Genomic DNA, 23,718 nt, shown 5'->3' with positions numbered 1-23,718 from the left:
GATGCGTGCGCGATTCGGCCCGAAGCCACTTTGTTCATTGCCACGCAAGGGAATCATCCATGGCCTTCATCAAGAGCCGCAAGCACGCCGCGCCTGCCGCGCGCACCGTCGGTGCGGCGGTCCTCCTGACCTTCGCCCACGCCGCCGTCGCTGCCGACACCGTCGATGCGCCGCCGCAGCAGGCCAAGACCAGCGACGTGCAGGCACTCCCCGGCATGCAGGTGGAGGCGGACCGCTCCAGCGACTTCCGCGTCGAGAAAGTCTCCTCGCCCAAGTTCACCCAGTCCCTGCTGGACACTACGCAGACGATCCAGGTGATCGGCAAGGAACTCATGAAACAGCAGGGCGCGACGACGTTGACCGAGGCACTGCGTAACAGCCCGGGTGTCGGCACCTTCTACGTAGGCGAAAACGGCGCGACCAATACGGGCGATTCGATCTACATGCGCGGCTTCGATACGTCGAGCAGCATCTTCGTCGACGGCGTGCGCGACGTCGGCACGGTCTCGCGCGACGTGTTCAATATCGAGCAGGTCGAAGTCACCAAGGGGCCGGACGGCACCGAGTACGGCCGCACGGCGCCGACCGGCGCGATCAACCTGGTGACCAAGCAGCCAGTGCTCGGCAGTGGCCAATCCGGCTCGCTACAGGGTGGCAGCGGCCAACGCCGCCGCGGCACGGCCGACATCAACCAGCAGCTCGACAGCAGCACCGCGGTACGCCTGAACGTGATGGACCAGAAGAGCGGCGTGTACGGTCGCGACAAGATCGAGAACAACCGTTGGGGCATCGCGCCGTCGCTGGCCTTCGGCCTGGGCACGCCGACGCGCGTGTATATCGACTACCTGCATATCAAGCAGAACAACGTGCCCGACGGCGGCGTGCCGACGATCGGCCTGCCCGGCTACAGCAGCCCGGATGCACGCGCCTTCCTCAACGATGCCGCGAAGGTCGATCCGAACAACTACTACGGCACCGACCAGGACCACGACCATGTCACCCAGGACATGCTCACGGTCGTCCTGGAGCACGATTTCAGCGACAAGGTGGCTTTGCACAACACGGCTCGCTGGGGACGCACCACGCAGGACTACCTGCTCACATCGTTCATGGGCGCCACGGCGAACCTGCTCACGCCGAATCCGGCCGATCCGTCGACATGGACGATCTCGCGCAACCTGCCCACGTTCAAGCACCAGTCCAATCGCATCGCCACGAACCAGACCAACGTCACGGCGACGATCGAATCGGGCGGCTTCACGCAGGACATCAGCGCCGGCATCGAACTGACCTCGGAACAGGCCCGCGCCATCGGCATGGGCCCGCTCAATGGCAGCGTCTGGCCGGCGGCGAACCTGTACCACCCCGACGGCGACGTGGGCGGCCTGACCTATGGCGAAACCGGGGCGCTGAGCAACGGCAAGACGAACACCGCAGGCGCGTACTTCTTCGACACGCTGAAGTTCGGCGAGCATTGGCAGGTGAATGCCGGCGTGCGCCTGGACCACTACAAGACCGACTTCTCCAGCCTGGTCGCCTGCGGCGCGCGTAACACGCCGGCCTGCGGCACACGACCTGCCGGCAGCATCGTGCAGGGTGTCGACACCAGCAGCAGCGACAATCTGAAGAACTACAAGATCGGCGTGCTGTACAAGCCGGCAGCCAACGGCAGCATCTACGTCAACTTCGCCCAGTCGCAGCAGCCGCCGGGTGGCAACACGCTCACCCTTTCGTCGGCCGCCAACAGCGCCGACAACCCCAACTTCGATCCGCAGAAGGCGCGCACGGCCGAGCTAGGCACGAAGTGGGATCTGCTCGATTCGCGGCTGTTGCTGACCGGCGCGCTGTACCGCACCACGGTGACCAACGATCTGGTCCAGGATCCGACCGATCAGCTGTACTACCAGGTCGGCAAGAAGCGCGTGCAGGGCGTGGAAGTCACCGCGATCGGCAAGCTGACCGACGACCTCGCGATCAGCGCCGGCTTCACTACGATGAACGCCACGGTCGCCCATGGCCCCGGCGTCACCGCCAACGGTTCGGACGACCTGGCCTATACGCCGAAGAAGGCGTTCACCTCGTGGGTGACCTACCACCTGCCGTTCAACCTGACGATCGGTGGCGGCGGCCGCTACTCGGGGGCGCTCGAGCGCGGTACCGATGGCGCCGTGGGCACGCCTGCCTACACCCGTGCCTACTGGGTGTTCGACGCCATGGCCAGCTATCCGATCAACCGCAACGTCGACCTCCAGCTCAACGTGTACAACCTCTTCGACAAGGACTACGTGTCCGCGATCAACAAGAGCGGCTATCGTTACACTCCGTCCACGCCGCGCTCGGCCATGCTGACCGCGAACGTCCGTTTCTGATTCAGCGAAGGAAACACCGCCCATGCTGCTGCATATCCCCGAAGTCCTGAGCAAGGAACAGGTCGCCGGGATGCGCGGCGCCATGGACGCCGCGGAGTGGACCGACGGTCGCCAGACCGTCGGTCCACAAGGCGCGAAGGTGAAGCGCAACCTGCAGTTACCCGATGCGTCGCCGCTGCGCCGCGAACTCGGCGACATCGTGGTGGCGGCACTCGCGCGCCATCCGCTGTACCACGCCGCCGCGCTGCCCATGCGCACGCTTTCGCCGCGCTTCAATCGCTACGAAGGCGGTGGTGAATACGGTTTCCATATCGACGGTGCCGTCATGGCCACCGGCCAAAGCGATGTGCAGGTACGCAGCGACATTTCCTGCACGCTTTTCCTCAGCGAGCCCGAGGAGTACGACGGCGGCGAGCTGATTGTCAGCGACACCTATGGCGAGCATGAAGTGAAGCTGCCCGCCGGCGATGCCATCGTCTATCCGTCTTCCAGCCTGCACAAGGTCACGCCGGTCACGCGCGGCGCACGCATCGCCTCGTTCTTCTGGGTGCAGAGCCTTGTGCGCGATGACGGCGCGCGACGGCTCTTGCTGGAGCTGGATACGGCCATTCGCACGCTCTCGGCCAGCGCCGCGGACCAGGCTTCGATCCTGCAATTGACGGGTGTCTACCACAACCTGCTGCGTCGATGGGCGGAAACCTGAGCCAAACAAAGGTAGGCAGGGGCGCCCTCGGGGGCGGATAATTGGCGCCCCCTGATGTCCTTGGCTCCCCGACGCATGTTCCAACCTGGTCAACGCTGGATCTCCACCGCCGAACCCGAGCTCGGCCTCGGCACCATTCTTCGCGTCGAAGGACGCGGCGTGCAGGTCCTCTTCGCCAAGGCGGGCGTGCTCCGCCCCTATGCCACCGACAGCGCACCGTTGATCCGCGCCGAGTTTCGCGCCGGCCAACGCGTGTCGGGCAAGGGCATCGCCTTCCTCGTCGAACGCATCGAAGAGCGCGAAGGCCTCTTCGTCTATCGCGGCGAAGGACGTGAACTGGAAGAAGGCCAGCTCGACGACGAGCAGGCCCTGTCGCAGGCCGACGACCGCCTCATCGGTGGCCGTACCGATACCAACGAGAGCTTCGACTTGCGCCTGGACGCCCTTCGCCGCCGCGCCGACGCACGCCGTTCCGCCGCCTGGGGCCTCGAATCGGCCCGCATCGGTCTGGTCCCGCACCAGCTGCGCGTCGCCGGCATCGCCGCCGCACGCCGTCCACCACGCATCCTGCTGGCCGACGAAGTCGGCCTTGGCAAGACCATCGAAGCCGGCATGATCCTCGCGCGCCAGCTGGCCGCGGGGCGCGCCGGCCGCGTGCTCGTGCTGCTGCCCGAGACCCTGGTTTACCAGTGGTTCGTCGAGCTGCTGCGCCGCTTCAACCTGTCCTTCGCCATTTTCGACGAGGAGCGCTGCGAGGCCATCGAACAGTCCAACGACGGACGCAACCCGTTCGAAGACGACCAGCTGGTGATCGCCGACTTCGCCTTCCTCGAATCCGCGCCCAAGCGCGCACGCCAGCTGGCCGAAGCCGGTTGGGACCTGATGGTGGTGGACGAAGCGCATCACCTGGAGTGGACGCCCGAAGCGGCCAGCCCGCGGTATCGCCTCGTGGAAGAGCTGGCCAACGCGACGCCGGGCGTCATCCTGCTCACCGCCACGCCCGAACAGCTGGGCCGCGCCGGGCACTTCGCGCGCCTGCGCCTGCTCGATCCCCAGCGCTATAGCGATCTTGACGCCTATCTTGCCGAATCCGCCGAATACGGCGAGCTCTCCGACGTGGCCAACGCACTGGCCGACGGCAAGCCCTTGTCGGCCGAGCACCGTGCCCTTCTCGCCACTCGCTTCAAGGGCGACCGCGAACTCGCCGGCCTGCTGATGCGCGACGATGCGCACGCCGAACTGCTTGCCGCCCTCATCGATCGCCACGGCACCGGTCGCGCGATGTTCCGCAACCGCCGTGCCGGCATCGGCGGCTTTCCGCGCCGCGTGCCGGAGATCCTCGCGATCGATCCGGAAACCCTCGACGCCGGTCGGCGCGACGCCTTGCTCGCCGAGTTCCGTGCAGACATCCAGAACGCGGCTGCCCATCTCGAGTTCGACTACAACGACGACCCACGCCTTGAAGCCCTGATCGACCTGCTCGACGCGCACCCGTCCGACAAGTTCCTGCTGATCTGCCGCAGCCAGGCCAAGGTGCTCGCGATCGAAGACGCGCTGCGCACGAAGAGCGGCGTCGGCGTCGCGCGTTTCCACGAAGGCCTCGGCATCGTGCAGCGCGACCGCAACGCGGCGTTCTTCGCCCAGCCCGATGGCGCCCGCCTTCTGCTCTGTTCCGAGATCGGTTCGGAAGGTCGTAACTTCCAGTTCGCCCACCGCCTGGTGATGTGGGACCTGCCGCTGGATCCGGACCTGCTCGAACAGCGTATCGGTCGACTCGACCGCATCGGCCAGCGCCACGACATCGTCGTGCATGTGCCGGTAGTCGAGCAGAGCGCCCAGCACGTGCTCGCCCGCTGGTATGACGAAGGCCTCGACGCCTTCCGCTCCAGCCCGGCCGATGGCCGCGAACTGCTGCGTCGTTTCGGCGACCTGCTCGCCAACCTCGCCGACGAGCACGCTCGTGAGGACGACGCGCGCGACCAGGAGCTCGACGCGCTCATCGCGGAAACACGCGGTGCCCATGAGGAACTCTCCGCCCTGATCCACGCCGGCCGCGACCATCTGCTCGAATTGGCCGCCAGCCGCGACCCGCACGCCGACGACATCGCCACCAGCTTCGCCCGCGAAGACCAGGATCCGGCACGCGATGCCTTCATCCAGCGCCTGTTCGAAACCTACGGCGTGCATACGGAAGAACTCGCCCCCGACATCGTGCTTCTCGACCCGCAGTACCTGTCGACCGATGGCCTGCCGGGCTTTGCCGACGGCCCGCTCTCGGTGACCTTCTCGCGCGATGTCGCGCTGGCCCGCGAAGACCTGCCGCTGCTACGCATGGACCACCCGATGGTCTACGCCGCGGTCGACCTGCTCGTCAGCGGTGAAACCGGCAACGCCGCCTTCCTCGTCGACGATGCGCTGCCCGTGCGTACGGCGCTGCTGCAGACGGTCTACGTGCTCGAGATCATTGCCGATCGCGCGCTCGACGCCGGCCGCTTCCTGCCGACCACCCCGCTCGTTGTCGCCGTGGATACGAAGCTGTCGGAGCGCCCGGGCTTTCGTCCGAGCGACGTCGCCCTACGCCGCGCCCCGGATCGCAATATCGAAGTGGCCCGCTTCCGCAAGTTCCTGTCCAAGCTGGTGCCGCCGATGCTCGAGCACGCTCTCGACATCGCCGAGGGCCGTGCGGAAGTGCTCAAGTACGAAGCGCTGGACGCTGCGAAGCTCGAACTCGACGCCGAGCATGCACGCCTGGTCGCCCTGCGCGCGGTGAATCCGTCGATCGCCGCGGCGGAAGTGGACGCGATCGCCAGCGAACGCGACGCCCTGCTGGCGGCGATCCCCCAGGCGCGTCTGCGCCTGGACGCCGTGCGCTTCGTGGTCAGCCCGGACTTCCTGTCCCTGCGCTGAGGCTCAGGAAAAGCGGCGTGGCGGTGGTCTTACGCCCCACGCCCACAACAGCAGCAGTCCCGCCAGAAGCCCACCCAGGTGGGCGAAATGCGCCACACCGGACAACGTGCCGGTGACGCCGAACACGAGTTCCGCCAGGCCATAGAGCGTGACGAACAGCCACGCGGGGATGCCGACCGGAATCGGGATCATCATCAGTTTCTCGCGCGGGAACAGCATCGCGAACGCGCCGAGCAGACCGAAGATCGCACCCGATGCACCAACCGTCGGGAACACACGGTCGGGCTGGAACCAATACATGATCGCCAGTTGGGCGAGCGACGCCGCGACCAGGCAGGTGAAGTAGTAGATGATGAAGCGGCGCTGGCCCATGACCCGCTCGATCAATCCACCGAACATGTACAAGGCATACATGTTCAGCAGAATGTGCATGACCGATCCATGCATGAAGCCGTAGGTGATCAGCTGCCACGGACGGAACCCGATGCCGGCCACATTGCCGTTGCCAAGATCCACCGCGATGTCGTGACCGACGGGCCACAGCGCGAACCATTTGCTCAGCGCCAGCGTGGTGTCGTCCTGCAGCAGTTGCTGAAGGATGAACACCAGGACGTTCGCGATGAGCAGGTTTCGCGTGACCGGAGGCAATTTAGTCGGCATCGTCGGGGTCCGGTCAGCTGCTTAACGGGGTGGGCTGCAGGATCTCGATCCAGTACTGGTCCGGATCGCGAATAAAGGCGATGTGGCGCATGCGGCCATCGCTCAAACGTTTCTGAAAGGCAACGCCGAGCGCCTCGAACCGTGCGCATGCCACGTTCACGTCCGGCACGCTCACGCACAGGTGCCCGAAGCCGCGCGGCTCGCTGTTGCCGTTGTGGTACGCGAATTCCGCATCCTGCTCCGTTCCGTGGTTGTGCGTCAGCTCGAGCACGCCGGGCTGCGACAGCACCCAGCGCTTACGTGCCTCGTCGTCGTCCGGGATCACGCTACGGTCGCCGACCAGGACAAGGTAGACGATGGTGAACTTCGCCTCGTCGTAAACATGCCTGTACACCGGGGTGAACCCGAGCACGCGCGTGTAGAAATCCAGCGAGACATCGAGGTCGCGCACGCGGATCATGGTGTGGTTGAACACGAAGCCGTGGGTCGCGGCATCCGGCGTGGCGGTCACGCCGGGCAGCGACGTGAGGTCGGCGAGGGACATGGGCGTATTCCTTGGGACAATGCCCAAGGGTGGCTGCCCCGGGGCGGCAATTCAAGCGCGGCGAGGAAGCCGGCTGCCGCACCGAGCGACTCAGCGCCGCCTGGGTCCGATCGATAGCAGGAACAGCACCACGGCCAACGCCACGTAGGCAGCGACGAACTGCCACACCACGGCACGGGCACCTGCCTCGAGCAGCCACGGCAGGTATACCGCACCGATCGGCTCGACCGAGTGGATGATGCCGAACGCCGTCAGCACGGCGCCGATCGCCACGATACCGGAAGCCTTGCGCACCTCCCCGTCGATCATGGCCACCACGAAGCTGGCCCACACCATCGACGTGATGATGAAACCGTTGCCGAGGATGAATATGACCGCCAGCGCCGAAATGCCCTGGCCAGCCTCCCCGTACAACGCGGCGAAGTGGACGGGATCGACGATGGACGGATCGCCCAGCTTGATCGCGAGCATCCGCGCGATCGCCGGGAAGAAACTGAAGACCACGGCGCTCGCATAGCGCAGGGGAGTGGCTTCGAAGGCCTGCGTGGTGATGCTGATCGAGATGAACACCAGGATCGGCGCAAGGACGGCCACGGGGAGCAACTCGACCAGGTTCGCCAGGTAGCCGAACACACCGCCCAGCCCGATGACCAACCCGGTGACCAGCGTATAACCCGTGCGTGCGCCCATGGCCTTGTAGGCAGGCTGGCCGATATAAGGCGTGGTCTGCGCCACGCCACCGCACATACCTGCGACCAACGTCGCGAGAGCCTCCACCAGCAGGATGTCCCGGGTGGGATAGTCGTCGCCCGCGGCACGCGCGCTTTCGGTCACGTTGATGCCACCGACGACCATCAACAGGCCGAACGGCAGGATCAACGGCAGGTACGGCACGGTGGCCGGTAAGCCGTCGATGAAGCCGAGCGTCGGTAGCGGGAAGCCGAGGCGCCATTGCCAGGCGCCGGGCGAGTGGTAGCCGGTGCCGAGTAGACCCGACGGTCCCAACCCGTAGTAAAGAACCACCCCCACAATGAAGGCACCGAGCACGCCTGGCATCCCGAACGGAAGCCGCCGCCTGGCGACCAGCGCGTAGAGCACGATGCCCAGACCCGCGAATCCCACCACGGGAACACGGAGGATCTCCACCAGTGGCAGGAAGCCCATCAACACCAGCGCGATACCGGCGATGGATCCGAGCAGGCCCGCCCGAGGCACGGTGCGCTGGACCCAGGCGCCGAAGAACGAAAGCACGAACTTCAGCCCGCCCATGACAACCAGCGAGGCCATGCCCAGATGCCAGGTCGCCTCCCCTGCCGCGAGCGGATCCATGCCACCCTGGCGGTAGCCGGCGAACGCGGGACCGAGGACGAGCAGGGCCATGCCGATCGTCGTCGGTGCGTCGATGCCGAGCGGCATCGCCGTGACGTCGTGTCGGCCGGTGCGTGCGGCCAGCCGGTGCGCCATCCACGTATAGGCAAGATTGCCGAGCAGCACGCCGAGCGCCGTACCCGGAAACATGCGCCGGAAGACGATATCGGCTGGCATACCGAAAATGCCGATGAGTGCTGTCGCCATGAAGGCGAGCAGCGAAAGGTTGTCGACGACGAGCCCGAGTACGCCGTTGAGGTCACCGCCACCGAAGCGACGACGTGCGGATGGATTCGTGGCCATCAAAACGAGACCTCCGCGGGCTGGGTGACGCGAAGGACGGACTGGTCACCGGTCTTCGCCTTCCAGGCCGTGCGAATGGCATCGACCGCCTCGCGCTGCGCGATACCGTCGGGATAGAGGAGCACGATGACCTTCGAACGCAGGCGCTCCGGCTCGGGCTGCCTGCTGCCCTGCCACTGGCCGTAGGCATCGACGACCGTCAGGCCGCTGGGGAAGCGTGGCGTCACTTCCTTGTCCAGGAAAACGCGCCACTCGGCCTCGCTGACGCCGTCGACGCGACCTGCCGCGCCCAGACCGAAATACAGTTCCGTACGCACCCACCCCGAGGTCACGGCCGGATGGGCGGCATCGCCCGCCAGCGTTGGCGACGTGGTCGGCATGTGCGCCGTACAGCCGGCGCAGGCCAGCATCACACCGAGGAACACCCCTGCCATCGCTTTCATGCACACCCCTTTGGACGTCTGTACGTCTGGACGCTCCGAGCGTACAGGGCCAGCGCGGGAACGGGAATGCCGGCGGATGGCGCCGCGGGGCTTTCGCCGTCGAAGCGGCTCCGACAAGGGCGAGGCGCATGCCAGCGAGACACGGGGTCAGGTGCTGGGCATGCCGGGCATTCTTTCGCACCTTGCGCCTCGCTCGCCTTCGGCTTCGCGGGCTCGGCTTCGCCATCGCTTTGTACACTTGGGCGTCTCGCGGGGAGACCTTGGCGCCCACCCTCGCTGCTCAAACAGGTCCTCCGCGTTCGACAAGGAAAGGCCGCTAACCGCGGCCCATGTACCTATTTGGCCTACGGCCGCTCCACTTGTGCGGAACTCGCCTCGAGGGTGGACGCCAAGGTCTCTCACGACGATACGGTCAGCTGGCGGGAGAGCCGTTGTGTGGTGCCGTCGTCGGCCCCGGCCGCGCCTGGAACATCCGGGCGAAGCGAAAGCGGTTGCTGGTATCCGGTTGCCCAACACCTTCGTAGCGCTAGTGTCGCCGTGCTTGCCGGTGATGCCGCCGCGCGCTTTGGCTCGGCCCACGCGAGCCTCACGGTTCGGGAGAGTCTTCGGTGCCCACCCTCGAGGCGAGTTCCGCACAAGTGGAGCGGCCGTAGGCCAATTAGAACATGGGCCGCGCAGCGGCCTTCCGCACCGAACGCGGAGGACCTGTCTGAGCAGCGAGGGTGGGCACCGAAGGCTCTGCGCCGCCACGTCCGAGCCCGCCGCCGCGGCATCAGCCGCTGAGTGAACCGATGCCTTCGGCGTCCCCGGAATGCCGCGATGAACCTATTTTTTCTTCTTGGCGGTGGCGGCGAGGGATTTTTCACGGATGGCCTTGAACTCGCTGCCTTCCTTCCACGCCGGCCAGACATCGCTGTCGGCGAGTTTTTCGCCGAGGGAGTAGAAGGCCTTGACGTTCTGCGTGACGCCGTCGAAGTTCCAGCGCATGTCGTAGACGTCGGTCGGCTGGTGGTAGTGGTTCTTCACGTAGTCTTCGGAGGCCGCTTCGCCCGCGGCCTTGCCGCCGACGACCATGTCGATGCCACCGCTGGCGGCGAGCGCGGGAACGCCCGCCTTGGCGAAATTGAAATGATCGGAGCGGAAATAATGGCCTTTCTCGGGTGACGCGTCGCCGCTGACGACGCGGCCGTCGGCCTTCAGTACATCGGCGAACATGTCCTCGAGATCGCCCTGGCCCAGGCCGACCACTTCCATGTCCCTGGTCGGGCCGGTGATCGGCAAGGCGTCCATGTTGATGTCGGCGACGGTCTTGTTGAGCGGGAAAGGCGGGTGGGCGACGTAGTACTCGGAGCCGAGCAGGCCCGATTCCTCCATCGTCACCGCGGCGAAGATCACCGTGCGCTTGGGCTTGTCCTGGGCGAACTTGCCGGCGATTTCGAGCAGGGCGGCGATGCCGGTCCCATTGTCGATCGCACCGTTGTAGATGGCGTGGCCCTTCAGCGACGGGTCGTGGCCGAGGTGATCCCAGTGCGCGGTGTATACGATGGCTTCGTCGGGCTTGTCGCTGCCCTTGACCATGCCGATGACATTGTTGCTCAGCGAATGGCTGATCGTGCTCTGCAGATGGATGGACGCCTTCGCATCGAGCGGCACCGCCTTGAAACCGCGGTTATCGGCCTGTTTCGCCAGATCGTCGAAGTTCTTCCCCGCCTTGGCGAACAGGCGCTGGGCCGCTTCGTGGGTGAGCCAGCCGGCGACCGGCAGGCGCGGCGAGGGGTCCTCGCTCGCGGGCAGCGCGAGCCTCGGCGTCGACCAGCTGCTCTGCACGACATTCCAGCCGTAAGCCGCAGGTTCGGTCTGGTGGACGATGAAGGCCGCCGCCGCACCCTGGCGGGCCGCTTCCTCGAACTTATAGGTCCAGCGGCCGTAATAGGTCATCTCGCGACCCTTGAAGAGCTTCGGGTCGTTCGCGTTCCAGCCTGGGTCGTTGACCAGGATGATGACCGTCTTGCCCTTGACGTCCACGCCGTCGAAGTCGTTCCACTGCGCTTCCGGCGCATCGACACCGTAACCGACGAAGACCACGTCGGAGTCCTTGACGTCCACGTCGGACTTGGCCTGGAGCGTGCCTGCGACCATGTCGCTACCGAAAGCGAAGGTTTCCTGTCCGCCGCCTTCGGCGACGTCGAGCTTGAGGTTGGCCTGGTCGATCAGAGCGGTCGAGACCGCGGGGACCGTCTGCACCCATTCGCCCTTGTTGCCCGGCTCCAGGCCCATGCGCTTGAACTGCTCGACGATGTAGTTGGTGGTCAGGCGCTCGCCGAGCGTGCCCGGCTTGCGGCCATCGTATTCGTCGGATGAGATCACCCGAAGGTGCGCGGCGAAGTCGTCCGCCGTGATCTCGGGGCTGAAGGTGTGCTGTTCGTTGGCCACGGCCGGAAGCGGCGGGGGCGGTGAGGTGACCGCCCTGGCTGGCGCGGGCGGCGGGGTGGCCGCGGTCTTGTCTTCGTCGTGGGACTGGCAGGCCGCCAGGGTCAGGGCGGTCAGGCAGGCGAGAGCGAGTCGACGCATCGGCGGAGATTCCCCTTGGGTGGCTAAGGTGGATCCCGAGTGTAGCTGCTCCCCCGGCCCTGTCGCCGGGACCGCCGGGGCGTCATAATGGTGGGTTATCCCGTCCCCGGAAGACCTCCCCATGCGTATCGGCATCGACTTCGGAACCAGCTATTCGGCCGCTGCCGCCATCGTGGACGGCCAACTCGAGCTGGTCCGTTTCGGCGATGCGCGGCAGTTCCGCACCGCGGTGTTCTTTCCCGAAGTGGTGCCGAACGTCGACGACTTCGTGCTGACTCCCACCCTCGAGGCCCAGGTGGACGCGTTCGTGCGCGCCTCGCGCCTGGACGAGCGCCAGGCCGGGCGGTCGCCGCGTGGCGATATGGACCTGCGTCGTGACGCGATCCGCGTGGTGCGCCGACAGTGGATGGAGGAGCGCACGCGCGAGGCGTCGGCATCGGTGGCGAGCTTCCAGGACGCGTTGTTCGGCGAGGAAGCCGTCGATGCCTATCTCGAAGAGGGCACCGGCAACCTGATCGAATCGCCGAAATCCATGTTCGGCTACAAGCTCGATCCACGAGTGCGCAAGACCATCGTTAGCATCGCGGCGCACATCCTCGAGCACGTTCGTCTGGTGGCCACGCGGCAGTTCGGCACGCCCGTTCGCGAGGCGGTCATCGGTCGTCCGGTCGAGTTTCGCAGCTCCATGGGCGCGGCCGGTGGCGAGCAGGCGCTCTCCATTCTGCGCGAAGCCGCGCGCATCGCCGGCTTCGACGAGGTGTCCTTTCTCGAGGAGCCCGCCGCCGCGGCGATGCACTACCACCAGTCGCTGGCGGAGCGGCAGCGGGCGATCATCGTCGATATCGGCGGCGGCACCACGGACGTCGCCTACGCCGAGCTGGGAGCGGGCCAAGTGCCGATCATGCACCGGAGCTGGGGTCTGCCACGCGGCGGCACGGACCTGGACGTGGGGGTCAGCCTGCACAGCTTCATGCCCCGGTTCGGCAAGGACCTGAGCGGCGTGCCGGTGCACCATTTCGTCGAAGCGGCCAGCGTGCACAACCTGCCCAAGCAGCGCGAGTTCCGCAAACAGGACTATCGCCAGGTCGACGAGCCCTTCGGTTCGCGGCTGCGCGCCCTTCAGGGCACCGGCGCGACGACCCGTCTGAACCAGTCCGCGGAACGGATGAAGATCGACCTCTCGGCCTCGGATGCGGCGTCCGCCTCGCTGGATTTTATCGAGGCAGGCCTGACGATCGACGCCGTTGCCGGCGACTTCCGCGCTGCTTCCGAGGATTTCCTCGACCGTATGGGACGCCTTCTCGACCAGGCCCAGGCGGACATCGGCGAGCCTCCGGCGAGCGTTTTCCTCACCGGCGGCACCTCGCGATCACCGCAGGTTCGCGAGCGGGTGGGGGCAAGTTTCCCCGGTATCCGCGTGGTGCACGGCGACCCCTCTCTGGGTGTAGTCTCTGGACTCGCACAAGCGGCACTTTTACCAAATTCATCAATCGCTTCCGAGAGTCGCTAAGCGAATTCGGCATATTCACAAAGTGCTGGCTTTTGCTGCATTACATCGGTAGTTATGGCGTCGGCATCGCTCGTTTACGTAAACGGGTTTTTGCCGTCCGATGGAGATTTTGTCGCGTGCAGGCGTAGCCTGCCAGTGGATGCTGCGGGGGGTGGATATGGGAAGGGTTAGCGTTCGGATCAGGATGGGCAACGATAGGGGCGTTGCCGGAATGGCATGGCACTCAGATGACGCCGTTCCGCCGATGCAGGGAAACACCAACGGTAGGGAGGTAGGCGCATGACTCGCCCTTCCAACATGCAGGGACTGGAAGACTACGATCTGGTGACCTTGGGCGCGGCATTGGGCCTGTGCGAGGTCGATCTGCTGACACTCAGCCCGGCACGGCCGCGTGCCTCGATCGCGTCGAAATCGCACGATGGAGTCACCTATCTCACCGGGCACATCGATTTCGACGTGCGTGGTTCGCTCACGGTGCCCGACGACTCATGCATGCTCGTCTACCTGCACGAGACCGGCGAGCGCAGCTGGTGCCAGGGCGTCGGCGTCGAATCGGAAATGGGCGTGACGCTGCTGCGTGGCACACCCACCGACTTCATGTTCGAACGTGGCACGCGGTTCACCCTCGTAGTGGCGCCGTATGCACGTTTCCGCTCGCGATTCATGGCTTCCGATCATGCCGACGTGGATATGGCCGCGCAGCGTCTTCGTCTTTTCTCGGTCACCTCCGAGCACCTCAAGCGAGCCTACCGGCAGATCCGCGAGCGCGTACACGAAGCCGAGGACATCGCATTCGGCCCGGTCGAAGACCTGCTCGACGAACATATTCGCGTCGCCCTGGGCTCGTCATCCGAAGAACGGCCGGTTGCATCGCGCGGGCGGCGGGCGCACTACCAGGTCATGCGGCGCGCCGAGCGCTTCATGCGTGCCAATCTCCGCCGCGATATCTATTCGCAGGAGTTGTGCCAGGCGGCAGGAGCCAGCGAGCGCGGCCTGCGTTACGCCTTCGACGACCTGCTCGGCATCCCGCCGAACCGTTACCTCGCCATGCTTCGCCTGTGCACGGCGCATCGTAGCCTGGTCACGGCGGAAGCCGGTCGACGCTCGGTCAAGTCCGTCGCGCTGAGTTGCGGCATGTGGGACCTCTCGCGTTTTGCTGAGAAATATCGCAGCGTGTTTGGCGAACAGCCACGCGAAACGCTCATCCGCAGTGCACCCGCGGACGATCTCGCCGCGGCCGAAGAGTTCGAAGGCTGGTAACCCGTGACGGCCGCCGGATCGTGCCGTTTTCGATGGTTCCGTGGCCGTTATTGATCAACGTGACCGACGTTCTCCTCCTCTGATCGAAGCCATCACGCCCGCGGCGGTGTGATGGCCCGGTTTCCCGGGGCGATGTGGGGCCCAAGGAATGTGAGGATGAAATGGTGAGTACCTCTCAGGGGGCAGTCGAGCCCGATCAGGACAACTTCGGGTTGCCTTCGCGCGGTCGTAGGGGTATTGGTAGTGCAGGTCACGTACTGCCAGTCATGCCGAAACGATTCGAGATCCGTCTTATTGCTCCTTCTGGTTACGCCGAAGACCGCGCCGCCTGCCAGCGAGGCATCGAGCGCTTGCAGGCCGCAGGTCACACGCTCCTCGGCACGCATGTCGTGGACCGCGTGGCCCTGCGGTTCGCCGGCAGCGACGCCGAGCGCGCCATGGACATCAACCAGCTCGCCGATCCCGAGCGGCCGCTACCGGACGTGGTCATGGCCATTCATGGCGGCTACGGGGCCATCGCGCTGCTGGAGCACCTGGATTACCAGGGGCTGAAGGCCCGCTTCTCAGAAAGTGCGTGTGTCCTCGTCGGCCACGGCGATTTCACCGTGATCCAGTGCGCCCTGTATGCGCGCAGCCGCATCGGTTCGCTTTTCGGGCCCATGCTCGTGCAGGACTTCGGTGCCGGCTACCTTCGCGAGAACACCTGGCGCCACTTCTGGCAGACCTTGCAATCGCCGCGCACGGATATCGTCTGGACGTGTCCGGAAGGGCAGGCGAATGTCCATCTCGAAGGCACCCTTTGGGGTGGCAACCTCTCGGCGCTGTGCAGTCTCATCGGCACGCCCTACATGCCGGCGATCGACGACGGGATCCTCTATCTGGAGGAAGCCGGCGAGCAGGCTTACCGTGTCGAGCGGATGCTTTACGAGTTGCAATTAAGCGGCGTGCTTGCCGGACAGCGCGCCATCATCCTCGGTGGCCTGGGCGGGCAACGGGTCAGCGAGTACGACAACGGCTACGACATCGAGCATGCGCTCGAACGGTTTGCCGCCGTGTGCACGGTACCTATCGTGCGCGGCCTGGCGTTCGGCCACGGCCGTGACAAATGGACGCTACCTTTCGGTGCCCACGCGGTGCTGGACGTATCGGAAGGTGCAGCCGAACTCCATGCAACAGGCTATCCCTACAAGAACTAGCAGGGATAACGCCGCGCTCAGCCGAGCGCGGTGACCTGGGTGGCGCCGATCACGCCGATGAAGACGATCGAAAGCATCCAGAAGCGTGCCGGGTCGCGCCACACGCATACGCCCAGGCAAACGAGGCCGAGGACGCAGGAAACGATGCCGGCCGCGTGCAGGCCCAGAGCGATCAGCGACGGGTCGGAACCGCCCGTGGCGATCATCATCGGTCTGAAGATGGCGTACCAGGCGAGGACGAGGCAGGCGCCACCGACGATACCGAGTAGCCAGTTGGCGGGATGATTCTTCGGCAGCATATTGATGCCGAGATAGATCGCTAGAACAACGACAGCGAAAACGACGAGCAACAAGGCCATGCGTTAACCCCTTTGTCTTTGTCGTGGCTTGCGGTCCCCACCGCTGAAGCCAACCTCCCGAGCATGGCCTATCGCGATCCCCAGGTCATGCTGCGACGCAGAAGGGCGCTTCCAAGGCGTTTCGTCGGGCAATCGGGCGTTTCGTCGGAAACGCGTCGAGCAACCTCCGTACACCGTCGTATGCTCCGTCGCAATCCCGTTCCGGAGCCATGCGATGGCAAGCCTCAAATTCCTCGGTCGTATCGTTGTCGCCTGGTTCGCCGCATGGTGCATGTTGCTGGTGCTGTTCGGCATGTTCGACTGGCACCACGGCGATCTGCCGTGGTTCGTCACGCTGGCCTGGTTCGTTGGCCTGCTCATTGCGCTGGGGCGTGGCGTGACCCACCTGTACCGCGTGCGCACCCTTGCCGGCCGGATCGACGCGGAGACGCTGTCGAACCGCCAGCGTCGTCGCGTCGAAGTGCCATACGGTGCCGACGAGGCCTTCGACATCGTCGATGCGGCGATCCGCGAGTTGCCGAATGTGCAGGACATCGGCGGCACACGGGGTGGCCTGCAGATACGTGCGGTGGTTCGCCTGCTACCCGGCGACACGCCGCGGCGCCGCGGTTTGCCGCAGCAGGGTCTCGATCGCAACACCCGGGTCACGGCCACGATCACGCCCTCCGATGGTTCCAGCAGCGTCATGTTCGTCTGCGAGCCGGACAGCAGCGCGTGGATGGACTGGTTCAACCCGGACGGTGGTGCATCGCTCGAGCATGTCGAAACCCTGGTTCGCGCCCTGACCCAACGCCTGACCGAACGGCGCAATCGCGAGCGTGCCGATGTGCGGCAGACGGCGATGGAGAAGGAGCTCACGGCGGCACAGCTGGGCCTGCTCCAGGCCCAGGTGGAACCCCATTTCCTCTACAACACCTTGGCCAGCGCCCAGGAACTGGTCCGCACCGATCCCGCCCGCGCCGATCGCATGCTCGGCCACCTGATCGACTATTTGCGCCGCTCGCTACCGAATACCGATGGATCGTTGTCGACCCTGGGCCAGGAGCTCGAACGTTCCACGGCGTGGCTGGAGATCATGAAACTGCGCATGGGCGAACGCCTTACCGTGCACACCGAGGTCGCCGATGACATCGCCGCTGTGCCGATGCCTTCGATGATGCTGCAGACCCTGGTCGAGAACGCGATCAAGCACGGCCTCGAGCCGAAGCCGGGTGGCGGCGGCGTGTGGATACGTGGGCGCGTGGAAGGCGGGGCCCTGTCGCTCACGGTCGCCGACGACGGCATGGGGTTTCGCAGCGAAGGCTCGGGCACCGGTATCGGCCTGAAGAATCTGCGCGAGCGGCTGCGCCTCACCTACGGTGCGACGGCGGCCTTCGTCATCGGCAACAACTTTCCCAACGGGGTCGCCGCGACGATCACGCTGCCGACGAAGGGAGTGAACGATCATGCCTAAGTGCATCGTTGCCGAAGACGAAAAGCTGCTTTCCGCCGCGCTTCAACGTGAACTGGCCAGGGCGTGGCCGGAGCTGGACATCGTCGCGGTCTGCGAGGACGGCGGCGAAGCGCTGGAGGCCATTGCCAATCACCAGCCAGACGTAGCCTTTCTCGACATTCGCATGCCGGGACTGACAGGCATGGAGGTCGCTGCCGCCGCGGCCGATGCCAGCCCGCACACGCTCGTCGTCTTCGTGACCGCCTATGACCAGTACGCGGTCGACGCGTTCGAGCGCGGGGCGATCGATTACCTGCTCAAGCCGGTGGTCGCCGAGCGCCTCGCCCAGACCGTAACGCGGCTACGCAGCCGCCTTGCCGACGCTGCGCGGCATGCGCGTCGTACGGGTGACCTGGCCAAGGACATGATCGGTCGCTTCGACGAGGCGCCGGATGAGCCGTTGACCTGGATCACCGCCGGTGCCGGCAAGGCGACGCGCCTGATCCTCGTCGACGATGTCATCTACTTCCGTGCCGACAACAAGTACACGGTAGTCGCGACAGCGGATGGCGATGCGCTGTTGAGTCGCCCGATTCGCGACCTGCTGCGGCAGCTCGACCCGAAGACATTCCGCCAGATCCATCGCTCCACCATCGTCAACCTGCGCCAGGTCGCCTCGGTCGAACGGGACGACACCGGCAAGGGCTGCCTGCGCCTGCGTGGGCGCCCCGAAACCCTGAATGTGAGTCAGCCGTTCATGGCCATCTTCCGCGCCATGTGACGAAGGAGACTTCCATGCGCACCTTGCTTGCCATCATCTACTGCTTCCTCAACCTCGCCGGTTGCACCGACGCCCAGAACCGCAGCATCGCGGCCACGGCACAGGAGAACGGCAAGGTGACTCTCGATAGCCTGACCGACGTGCGCATGGGCCGCGCGTGGTTCGAATGCAAGGCGAGCCGGAGCGGGCGGTGCTACTACACGGTGTTCCACGAGGGCGCGCAGGTTCGCGCGTTCTCGTTGCCGGTGGCCGAGGCGTTGCGCCTCGACAACCTGCCGGCCGGGTTCAGCCAGTGCGTTGCGCCGACGGCAGGAAAGGTGTCGCCCGATTGCCGGGCGACGTGACCGGGCTGCCGCGATCCCGCGGCAGCGGGGCGTCAGGGCGTCGTACGCGGCACGATCGTATAGGTGATCTTCGACGGATGCGCCGCATCGTGATGCACCGCGTTATGCGCGATCACGCCCTTCGCCTCGTCGTAGTTGTTGCCACCGGTATTGAGGTTGCGATCGAAGCGCGGGAAGTTGCTGCTGGAAATCGCGACCCGCAGCTTGTGCCCGGGGAAGAAGAACATGCTCGTGTCGATCGGCTGGAAGGTCACCTTGTAGACCTCGCCGTCCTTCATCCACACCGGCGGCTTGTCGTAACCCTCGCGGTAACGCATGCGCTGGATGTTCTCGGTGATGTTGAAGGCCTTGCCGTCGGGATGCACGTCCATCACCTTGAAGGTGAAGTCGGTGTCCTTCGCATCGGACGAAACGTAAAGCGTGACCGTGATCGGCCCGCTGACCTCGGTACCTTCCTTGAAGGGCTCGGAGTCGTAAACCAGGATGTCGTTTCGGGCCAGCTGCGGGTTCTGGTCGAAGGAACCGAACTTCACCGCATTGCCCTGGCAGCAACCGCCGCCGCCCAGCGTGGTGACCGGGTTGGCCGGATCGTAGACGAAGCTATCGGGCTGGTCGGTGCCACCGGCCGCGTCGACGAGCTTGCCGTCGCCGTAGAGCGTGTTGGCCTTGCCACCGCTGGTGAAGTAGAGGTCGCGCGTCACCGCACCGGCCGGCGGCCAGGTTTGCGAGTTACGCCATTTGTTCTCGCCCATCACGTAGTACATGACCTTGGGCTGCTTATCGACCAACGGGCTGTCCACGCCCTTGAGGAACTTGTCGAACCAGCCGAACACGAGGCCTTCGTAGTCGAAGCGTGCATCGCCGACGTCGAGGTCGCCGATCATGGTGTGCTCCGTGGCACGCGTATACGCGCAGTGCAGCACGGGTGCGATGATCGCGTACTGTTGGTCCGCGACGGCCTTCGGTGCCGTGGCGCGCACCTGGTTGAAGGCGGCGAGGTTCGGCGAGACGGACACGTCGAACCAGCTCATGAACCACAGGCCAGGCTTGTCGATCTTCATGTCGTCGTGCCACAGGCCGCCTTTGCGCCAGGCGGGGCTGTTCGGCGTGCGAGCGATCATGTTGCCGCCCGTAGGGACGTCCATCGCATCGGCGAAAATGCCCTTGGGCCCGTCGACGGCCTTGAGGATCTCGTTTTCGGGCAGATGCCAGAAGGCCTGGTCCCAGTCCACCGGTGGCATTTGCGGGTCGAGGTCGAACGCCTTGGAGACGCGGATCAGGTCGGCCTGGGAGGTGTTGGCGGGAAACATCGGGCGAACCTGGTTCTGCTCGCCGTAGATCCACGCCTGGAAGAGCATCTGCACCGCGCCGCCGCGGTACCAGTTGCCCTGTTCGTAGTACGGGCCGACCTTGCCGACGCCGGCGCCGAAGCCCTGGACGTTGAACGTCGCCAGGGCCGGTTCGTTCTCCGCGACCACGGCCATCTGCCATTCCGCCGTCGACGAGCAGCCCGTGGTGCCGACCTTGCCGTTGGACCATGGCTGCGTGGACATCCAGCGCACCGCGTCCACGCCGTCGCTCAGCGGCGCGCCGAGGATCTCGTAGTTGCCCTCGGAGAAATAGTGGCCGCGCTCGTTCATTTCGACCAGCGCGTAGCCGTGTTTCACGGCCTCGAGCTCGCGCGTCATATCGCGCGGCGCGCCGTTCTTGACGTCCCAGAAATTGAAGTTGTACGGCGTGCGCACGAAGATTGTCGGCACCTTGCCGCCGGCGTTCTTCGGCCGGTATACGTCGGCCGCCATGCGCTTGCCGTCGCGCATCTTCACCATGACCTTGCGGTCGATGATGGCCACATCCTCGAGCTGCTTCTCCAGATCGATGCGCTTGGCGACGAGTGCTTTCTGTTCGGCCGTCTGGACGGCCTGGGCCGCGACGGGCTCGGCCAGCAGGGCGAGGCAGAAGGAAGCGACGCCGACCGACAACGCGGTCCTGACGTGAGAGAGGGCAGGGCGCGGCTGTCGCATGCTGGAGCCTTAGTGTCGGGACGATCGCCCGAGTCTGGCAAATTGGCCTAAGCAGGTAAATCCGTGACTTCTGGCATGGAGCACGTGCCCGCCGCGGCGGAACCGTCGCAAATGCGGCACCTACGGGAACGTCTGTGGGATCCGATTTATCCGCGACAGGTGCTCGCGGTCACGCTTCAGGCACCGAAATCCCATGCTTCATCAAGATGGCCGATACCTCCGAGCTCACCCAATCGAAATGCTCCGGCCCCGCCGCCTCGAGTACGAAGTTGGACTGCGTCGCGAACGTCGGCCAGAACGCATCCGGATCGGGATTTTCGTGCAAACCGGCCTGCACCTCACTGGCGAGGCGGTCGAGCATGCTTTGAAGGTCGTCACGGTGTGCCATGTCCCCAAGGCTACGCCCGGCATGTGTACGCAAGTCGTGTACGTTCGTGCTTGACCTAAACCATGGTTGAGGTTCGACGTCCCCTCAGCCTGGTCGAGGCCGCGCTCCGGGGCGGCTGCAGCGACCAGGGTCACATGACACGTGAGTTCCGCCGGTCCGGTCACGCGGTTGCCGCCGGTGCGCTCGCGGTCGAAGCGGTGGAAGAAAAGCCATGGGGGCAGCGGGTAGGATATGTGCGAGACCTCAACGGCTGCCTCCTTGAAATCCGCTCGCCTGTCCGTCCCTGATGCAAGAAAACGCTGACTCCGACGTCGACTACATCGTCATCGGCTCCGGCTTCGGCGGGAGCGTGGCGGCATTGCGACTGGCGGAGAAGGGTTACCGTGTCGCGGTGATCGAGCAGGGCCGGCGATGGGCGCCGGATACATTGCCGACGACGAACTGGCGATTGTCGCGCTGGCTTTGGGCCCCCTCGCTTGGCATGCACGGCTTTTTCGGCATGCGTTTCTTTCGCCACGTGGTCGTTCTGCACGGCAATGCCGTGGGCGGCGGTTCCATCACGTACGCCCAGACGCTTCTCGAACCGCCGTCCAGTGTCTGGCGCGAAGGCGCCTGGGCGGGGCTGGAAGACTGGGAGCGGATCATGCCGGCGCACTACGCCACGGCGCGGCGCATGCTTGGTGTAACCACCAACCGACGACTCGCAGCGGCGGACTTCCGGCTGCGCGACATGGCAAAGTCCGTTGGCGTTGGGGACAGCTTCTATGCGACGGAGGTCGGTGTCTTCTTTGGCGAGGAGGGCGATGCGCCGGACAAGACCTATGCGGACCCCTACTTCGACGGTGAAGGCCCCGATCGTCATGCCTGCACCGGCTGTGGCGGGTGCATGGTCGGCTGCCGGTACGGCGCCAAGAACACGCTGGATCTGAACTACCTTTACCTTGCCCAGAAGCGTGGCGCGGCGGTTATCGAGCAGACGCGCGTGGTCGACGTCCGCCCGATCGGTGACGCGCCGGATGGTTCCGCAGGCTATGTGGTCACCACGCGCAAGGGCGCGGTATCGACCCGGCTGCGCTGTCGAGGCGTGGTTTTCGCCGCCTCGTCGCTGGGTACCCAGGATCTGCTCTTCCGCCTGCGCGAAAGCGGAGCGCTACCGTCGATATCGCCGGCCCTTGGACATGGTGTGCGCACCAATGCCGAGTCGCTCATCGGTATTCGCTTTCCCGGTTCCTCCGAAGATCTTTCGCGCGGCGTCGCTATCGGGTCGGGTATCTATATCGACGCGCATACGCACATCGAAGCCACGCGCTACCCGGCTGGCTCGGATGTGATGGGCTTGCTGACGACGGTGATGGCAAAGGGTCGTCATCGTCGGACGAGCTGGCTGTTCACGATGCTGCACATGCTCCTGACGCGGCCGCTCGCCTTGTTCCGGCTCGTTCGCACGAGGAACTGGGCGCGCGAGTCGATGATCCTGCTGTGTATGCAGACTCTCGATGGCCAGCTCACGATGCGGCTGGGGCGGCGATGGTTCCGGCCATTTCGTCGCCGTCTGGTGACCGAAGGCCCGAAGATCCCGACGTTCATCCCCGTCGCGAACGACTTCGCCATGAAGGCGGCGCAAGCGACGGGCGGGGTGCCGATGACCTCGCTGTCGGAGATCTTTCTGGATATCCCCATGACGGCCCATTGCCTGGGCGGTGCCGTGATGGGGCGGGACGCCGCCACCGGGGTATGCGACAGCCGCGGCCGCGTCCACGGTTACCGCAACCTCTACGTGTGCGACGGATCCGTGCTCTCGGCCAACCTTGGCGTCAATCCCAGCCTCACCATCACGGCTATCGCCGAGCACGTGATGAGCCACGTTCCTCCGCTGGCGTCGGTCAGCGCTGAAGGAACGAGCGCAGCACGCCGGTGACCAACTGGTGGTCCTCGAGCGAGGGCATGCCCGATACGGTGATCGCCCCAATGACGCCGAGCGACCGCAGGCGCACCGGGAAGCCGCCGCCATCGGAGGCGTGCTCCGCCGGGGACAATCCATAGCGCTCTTCGAGGGTCTGCCCGGCCTTCGCCAGCTTCATGCCGACGACGAGGGTGCTGGTGCCCAGGGCGAGCACGGTGTTGCGTTTACGCCGGATCCAGTTGCCGTTGGACGTATCGGCGCCGGGGGTCACGGTGTAGAACAGCGGGCGGTCGCGCAGGGCGATCTCGACAGCGACGGCGCCCAGGCGCGCGAGCGCGGCCTCGCGCAAGGCGTTGCCGATCGTCCAGGCGTCGTCCAGGCCGAAGCGGTCGAACTGCAGTGCCGCTTCCTCGCTGACCAGTTCGTCGAGGGTCGATGGGGTCATGTGTCTGAAGTCTCGCCAGGGAATGCCCGAATTCTAGAACGCGGGCCGTGAAGGCGCGTGGTATGGCGCAAACCGACGAGGGTCTTCACCCGGAGGCAGCGCGGCGGACATTGTTGCGGCCGGCGGAAGAGACACTGCCTTCGGCCGACCATTCAGCACGTTCCGCGCGGTCCCCAACTTGGCTTCCATCGGCTCGACCAGAGCCGCC

Annotated in this window: 19 protein-coding genes; 10 read left to right on the top strand and 9 right to left on the bottom strand. The window is 65.5% G+C overall.

Features of this window, described 5'->3' with window-relative positions:
- Positions 1-59: 59 nt before the first annotated feature.
- The 3 genes from VM621_RS01845 to rapA all read left to right on the top strand — a co-directional run bounded on the left by VM621_RS01845 (position 60) and on the right by rapA (position 5,979).
- The gene (locus VM621_RS01845; RefSeq protein ID WP_325467287.1) at positions 60-2,369 is read left to right on the top strand and encodes a catecholate siderophore receptor Fiu; all 2,310 of its coding nucleotides are present in this window, start codon (positions 60-62) and stop codon (positions 2,367-2,369) included.
- Between the two features lie 22 nt (positions 2,370-2,391).
- On the top strand, positions 2,392-3,072 hold the full coding sequence (locus tag VM621_RS01840; RefSeq protein WP_325467286.1) for a Fe2+-dependent dioxygenase: 681 nt from the start codon (positions 2,392-2,394) through the stop codon (positions 3,070-3,072).
- Positions 3,073-3,147: 75 nt separating this feature from the next.
- Positions 3,148-5,979, top strand: a complete 2,832-nt coding sequence (gene rapA, locus VM621_RS01835) for an RNA polymerase-associated protein RapA (protein WP_325467285.1) — start codon at positions 3,148-3,150, stop codon at positions 5,977-5,979.
- Positions 5,980-5,982: 3 nt separating this feature from the next.
- On the opposite strand, the gene VM621_RS01830 is transcribed toward rapA, so the two are convergent.
- From VM621_RS01830 to VM621_RS01810, 5 genes are all read right to left on the bottom strand, one after another.
- Positions 5,983-6,639: a rhomboid family intramembrane serine protease gene (locus VM621_RS01830; RefSeq protein ID WP_325467284.1), complete on the bottom strand. Its 657-nt coding sequence runs from the start codon at positions 6,637-6,639 to the stop codon at positions 5,983-5,985.
- Positions 6,640-6,652: 13 nt separating this feature from the next.
- Positions 6,653-7,183 (bottom strand): lactoylglutathione lyase, encoded by a 531-nt coding sequence (gene gloA / locus VM621_RS01825; protein ID WP_325467283.1) that lies wholly within the window; start codon positions 7,181-7,183, stop codon positions 6,653-6,655.
- Between the two features lie 90 nt (positions 7,184-7,273).
- Entirely contained in the window at positions 7,274-8,854 is a 1,581-nt protein-coding gene (locus tag VM621_RS01820; RefSeq protein ID WP_325467282.1) for a hypothetical protein, read from the bottom strand.
- Complete coding sequence (locus VM621_RS01815; protein ID WP_325467281.1) at positions 8,854-9,297, bottom strand: DUF3574 domain-containing protein; 444 nt, start codon at positions 9,295-9,297, stop codon at positions 8,854-8,856. Before VM621_RS01815 ends, VM621_RS01820 begins: the two co-directional genes overlap by 1 nt.
- Before the next feature lie 825 nt (positions 9,298-10,122).
- Complete coding sequence (locus VM621_RS01810) at positions 10,123-11,868, bottom strand: M28 family metallopeptidase (RefSeq protein ID WP_325467280.1); 1,746 nt, start codon at positions 11,866-11,868, stop codon at positions 10,123-10,125.
- A 121-nt stretch (positions 11,869-11,989) separates the two neighbouring features.
- On the opposite strand from VM621_RS01810, the gene VM621_RS01805 reads away from it, so the two are divergent.
- The 3 genes from VM621_RS01805 to VM621_RS01795 all read left to right on the top strand — a co-directional run bounded on the left by VM621_RS01805 (position 11,990) and on the right by VM621_RS01795 (position 15,834).
- Positions 11,990-13,378: an Hsp70 family protein gene (locus tag VM621_RS01805; RefSeq protein ID WP_325467279.1), complete on the top strand. Its 1,389-nt coding sequence runs from the start codon at positions 11,990-11,992 to the stop codon at positions 13,376-13,378.
- 279 nt (positions 13,379-13,657) lie between these two features.
- Positions 13,658-14,638 carry a helix-turn-helix domain-containing protein gene (locus VM621_RS01800; protein ID WP_325467278.1) on the top strand — a complete coding sequence of 327 codons (981 nt, stop codon included), beginning with the start codon at positions 13,658-13,660 and terminating at the stop codon, positions 14,636-14,638.
- 266 nt (positions 14,639-14,904) lie between these two features.
- A complete protein-coding gene (locus tag VM621_RS01795; RefSeq protein WP_325467277.1) occupies positions 14,905-15,834 on the top strand; it encodes an LD-carboxypeptidase in 930 nt (309 codons plus the stop codon).
- Positions 15,835-15,851: 17 nt separating this feature from the next.
- On the opposite strand, the gene VM621_RS01790 is transcribed toward VM621_RS01795, so the two are convergent.
- Positions 15,852-16,193 (bottom strand): hypothetical protein, encoded by a 342-nt coding sequence (locus VM621_RS01790; protein ID WP_325467276.1) that lies wholly within the window; start codon positions 16,191-16,193, stop codon positions 15,852-15,854.
- Positions 16,194-16,407: 214 nt separating this feature from the next.
- Between VM621_RS01790 and VM621_RS01785 the strand changes: the two genes are divergently transcribed.
- Genes VM621_RS01785 through VM621_RS01775 form a run of 3 tightly spaced genes read left to right on the top strand, consistent with a single transcriptional unit; the run spans position 16,408 to position 18,750 of the window.
- Positions 16,408-17,646, top strand: a complete 1,239-nt coding sequence (locus tag VM621_RS01785) for a histidine kinase (protein ID WP_325467275.1) — start codon at positions 16,408-16,410, stop codon at positions 17,644-17,646.
- Positions 17,639-18,406, top strand: coding sequence for a LytTR family DNA-binding domain-containing protein (locus tag VM621_RS01780; protein WP_325467274.1), 768 nt, complete (start codon positions 17,639-17,641; stop codon positions 18,404-18,406). Before VM621_RS01785 ends, VM621_RS01780 begins: the two co-directional genes overlap by 8 nt.
- A 14-nt stretch (positions 18,407-18,420) precedes the next feature.
- Positions 18,421-18,750: a hypothetical protein gene (locus VM621_RS01775; RefSeq protein ID WP_325467273.1), complete on the top strand. Its 330-nt coding sequence runs from the start codon at positions 18,421-18,423 to the stop codon at positions 18,748-18,750.
- 32 nt (positions 18,751-18,782) lie between these two features.
- Here VM621_RS01775 and VM621_RS01770 read toward each other — a convergent pair whose 3' ends face one another.
- Together VM621_RS01770 and VM621_RS01765 are read right to left on the bottom strand one after the other, a co-directional pair.
- Positions 18,783-20,774 carry a CocE/NonD family hydrolase gene (locus tag VM621_RS01770; protein WP_325467272.1) on the bottom strand — a complete coding sequence of 664 codons (1,992 nt, stop codon included), beginning with the start codon at positions 20,772-20,774 and terminating at the stop codon, positions 18,783-18,785.
- A 169-nt stretch (positions 20,775-20,943) separates the two neighbouring features.
- A complete protein-coding gene (locus VM621_RS01765; protein ID WP_325467271.1) occupies positions 20,944-21,135 on the bottom strand; it encodes a hypothetical protein in 192 nt (63 codons plus the stop codon).
- Positions 21,136-21,448: 313 nt separating this feature from the next.
- Between VM621_RS01765 and VM621_RS01760 the strand changes: the two genes are divergently transcribed.
- A complete protein-coding gene (locus VM621_RS01760; RefSeq protein ID WP_325467270.1) occupies positions 21,449-23,080 on the top strand; it encodes a GMC family oxidoreductase in 1,632 nt (543 codons plus the stop codon).
- Here VM621_RS01760 and VM621_RS01755 read toward each other — a convergent pair.
- Positions 23,046-23,510, bottom strand: coding sequence for a heme-degrading domain-containing protein (locus tag VM621_RS01755; protein WP_325467269.1), 465 nt, complete (start codon positions 23,508-23,510; stop codon positions 23,046-23,048). The genes VM621_RS01760 and VM621_RS01755 overlap by 35 nt on opposite strands.
- Between the last annotated feature and the right edge of the window lie 208 nt (positions 23,511-23,718).

It is taken from the genome of Luteibacter sp., assembly GCF_035539195.1.
Taxonomy (GTDB): Bacteria; Pseudomonadota; Gammaproteobacteria; order Xanthomonadales; family Rhodanobacteraceae; genus Luteibacter.
This window is presented reverse-complemented; position numbering and strand designations above follow the sequence as displayed.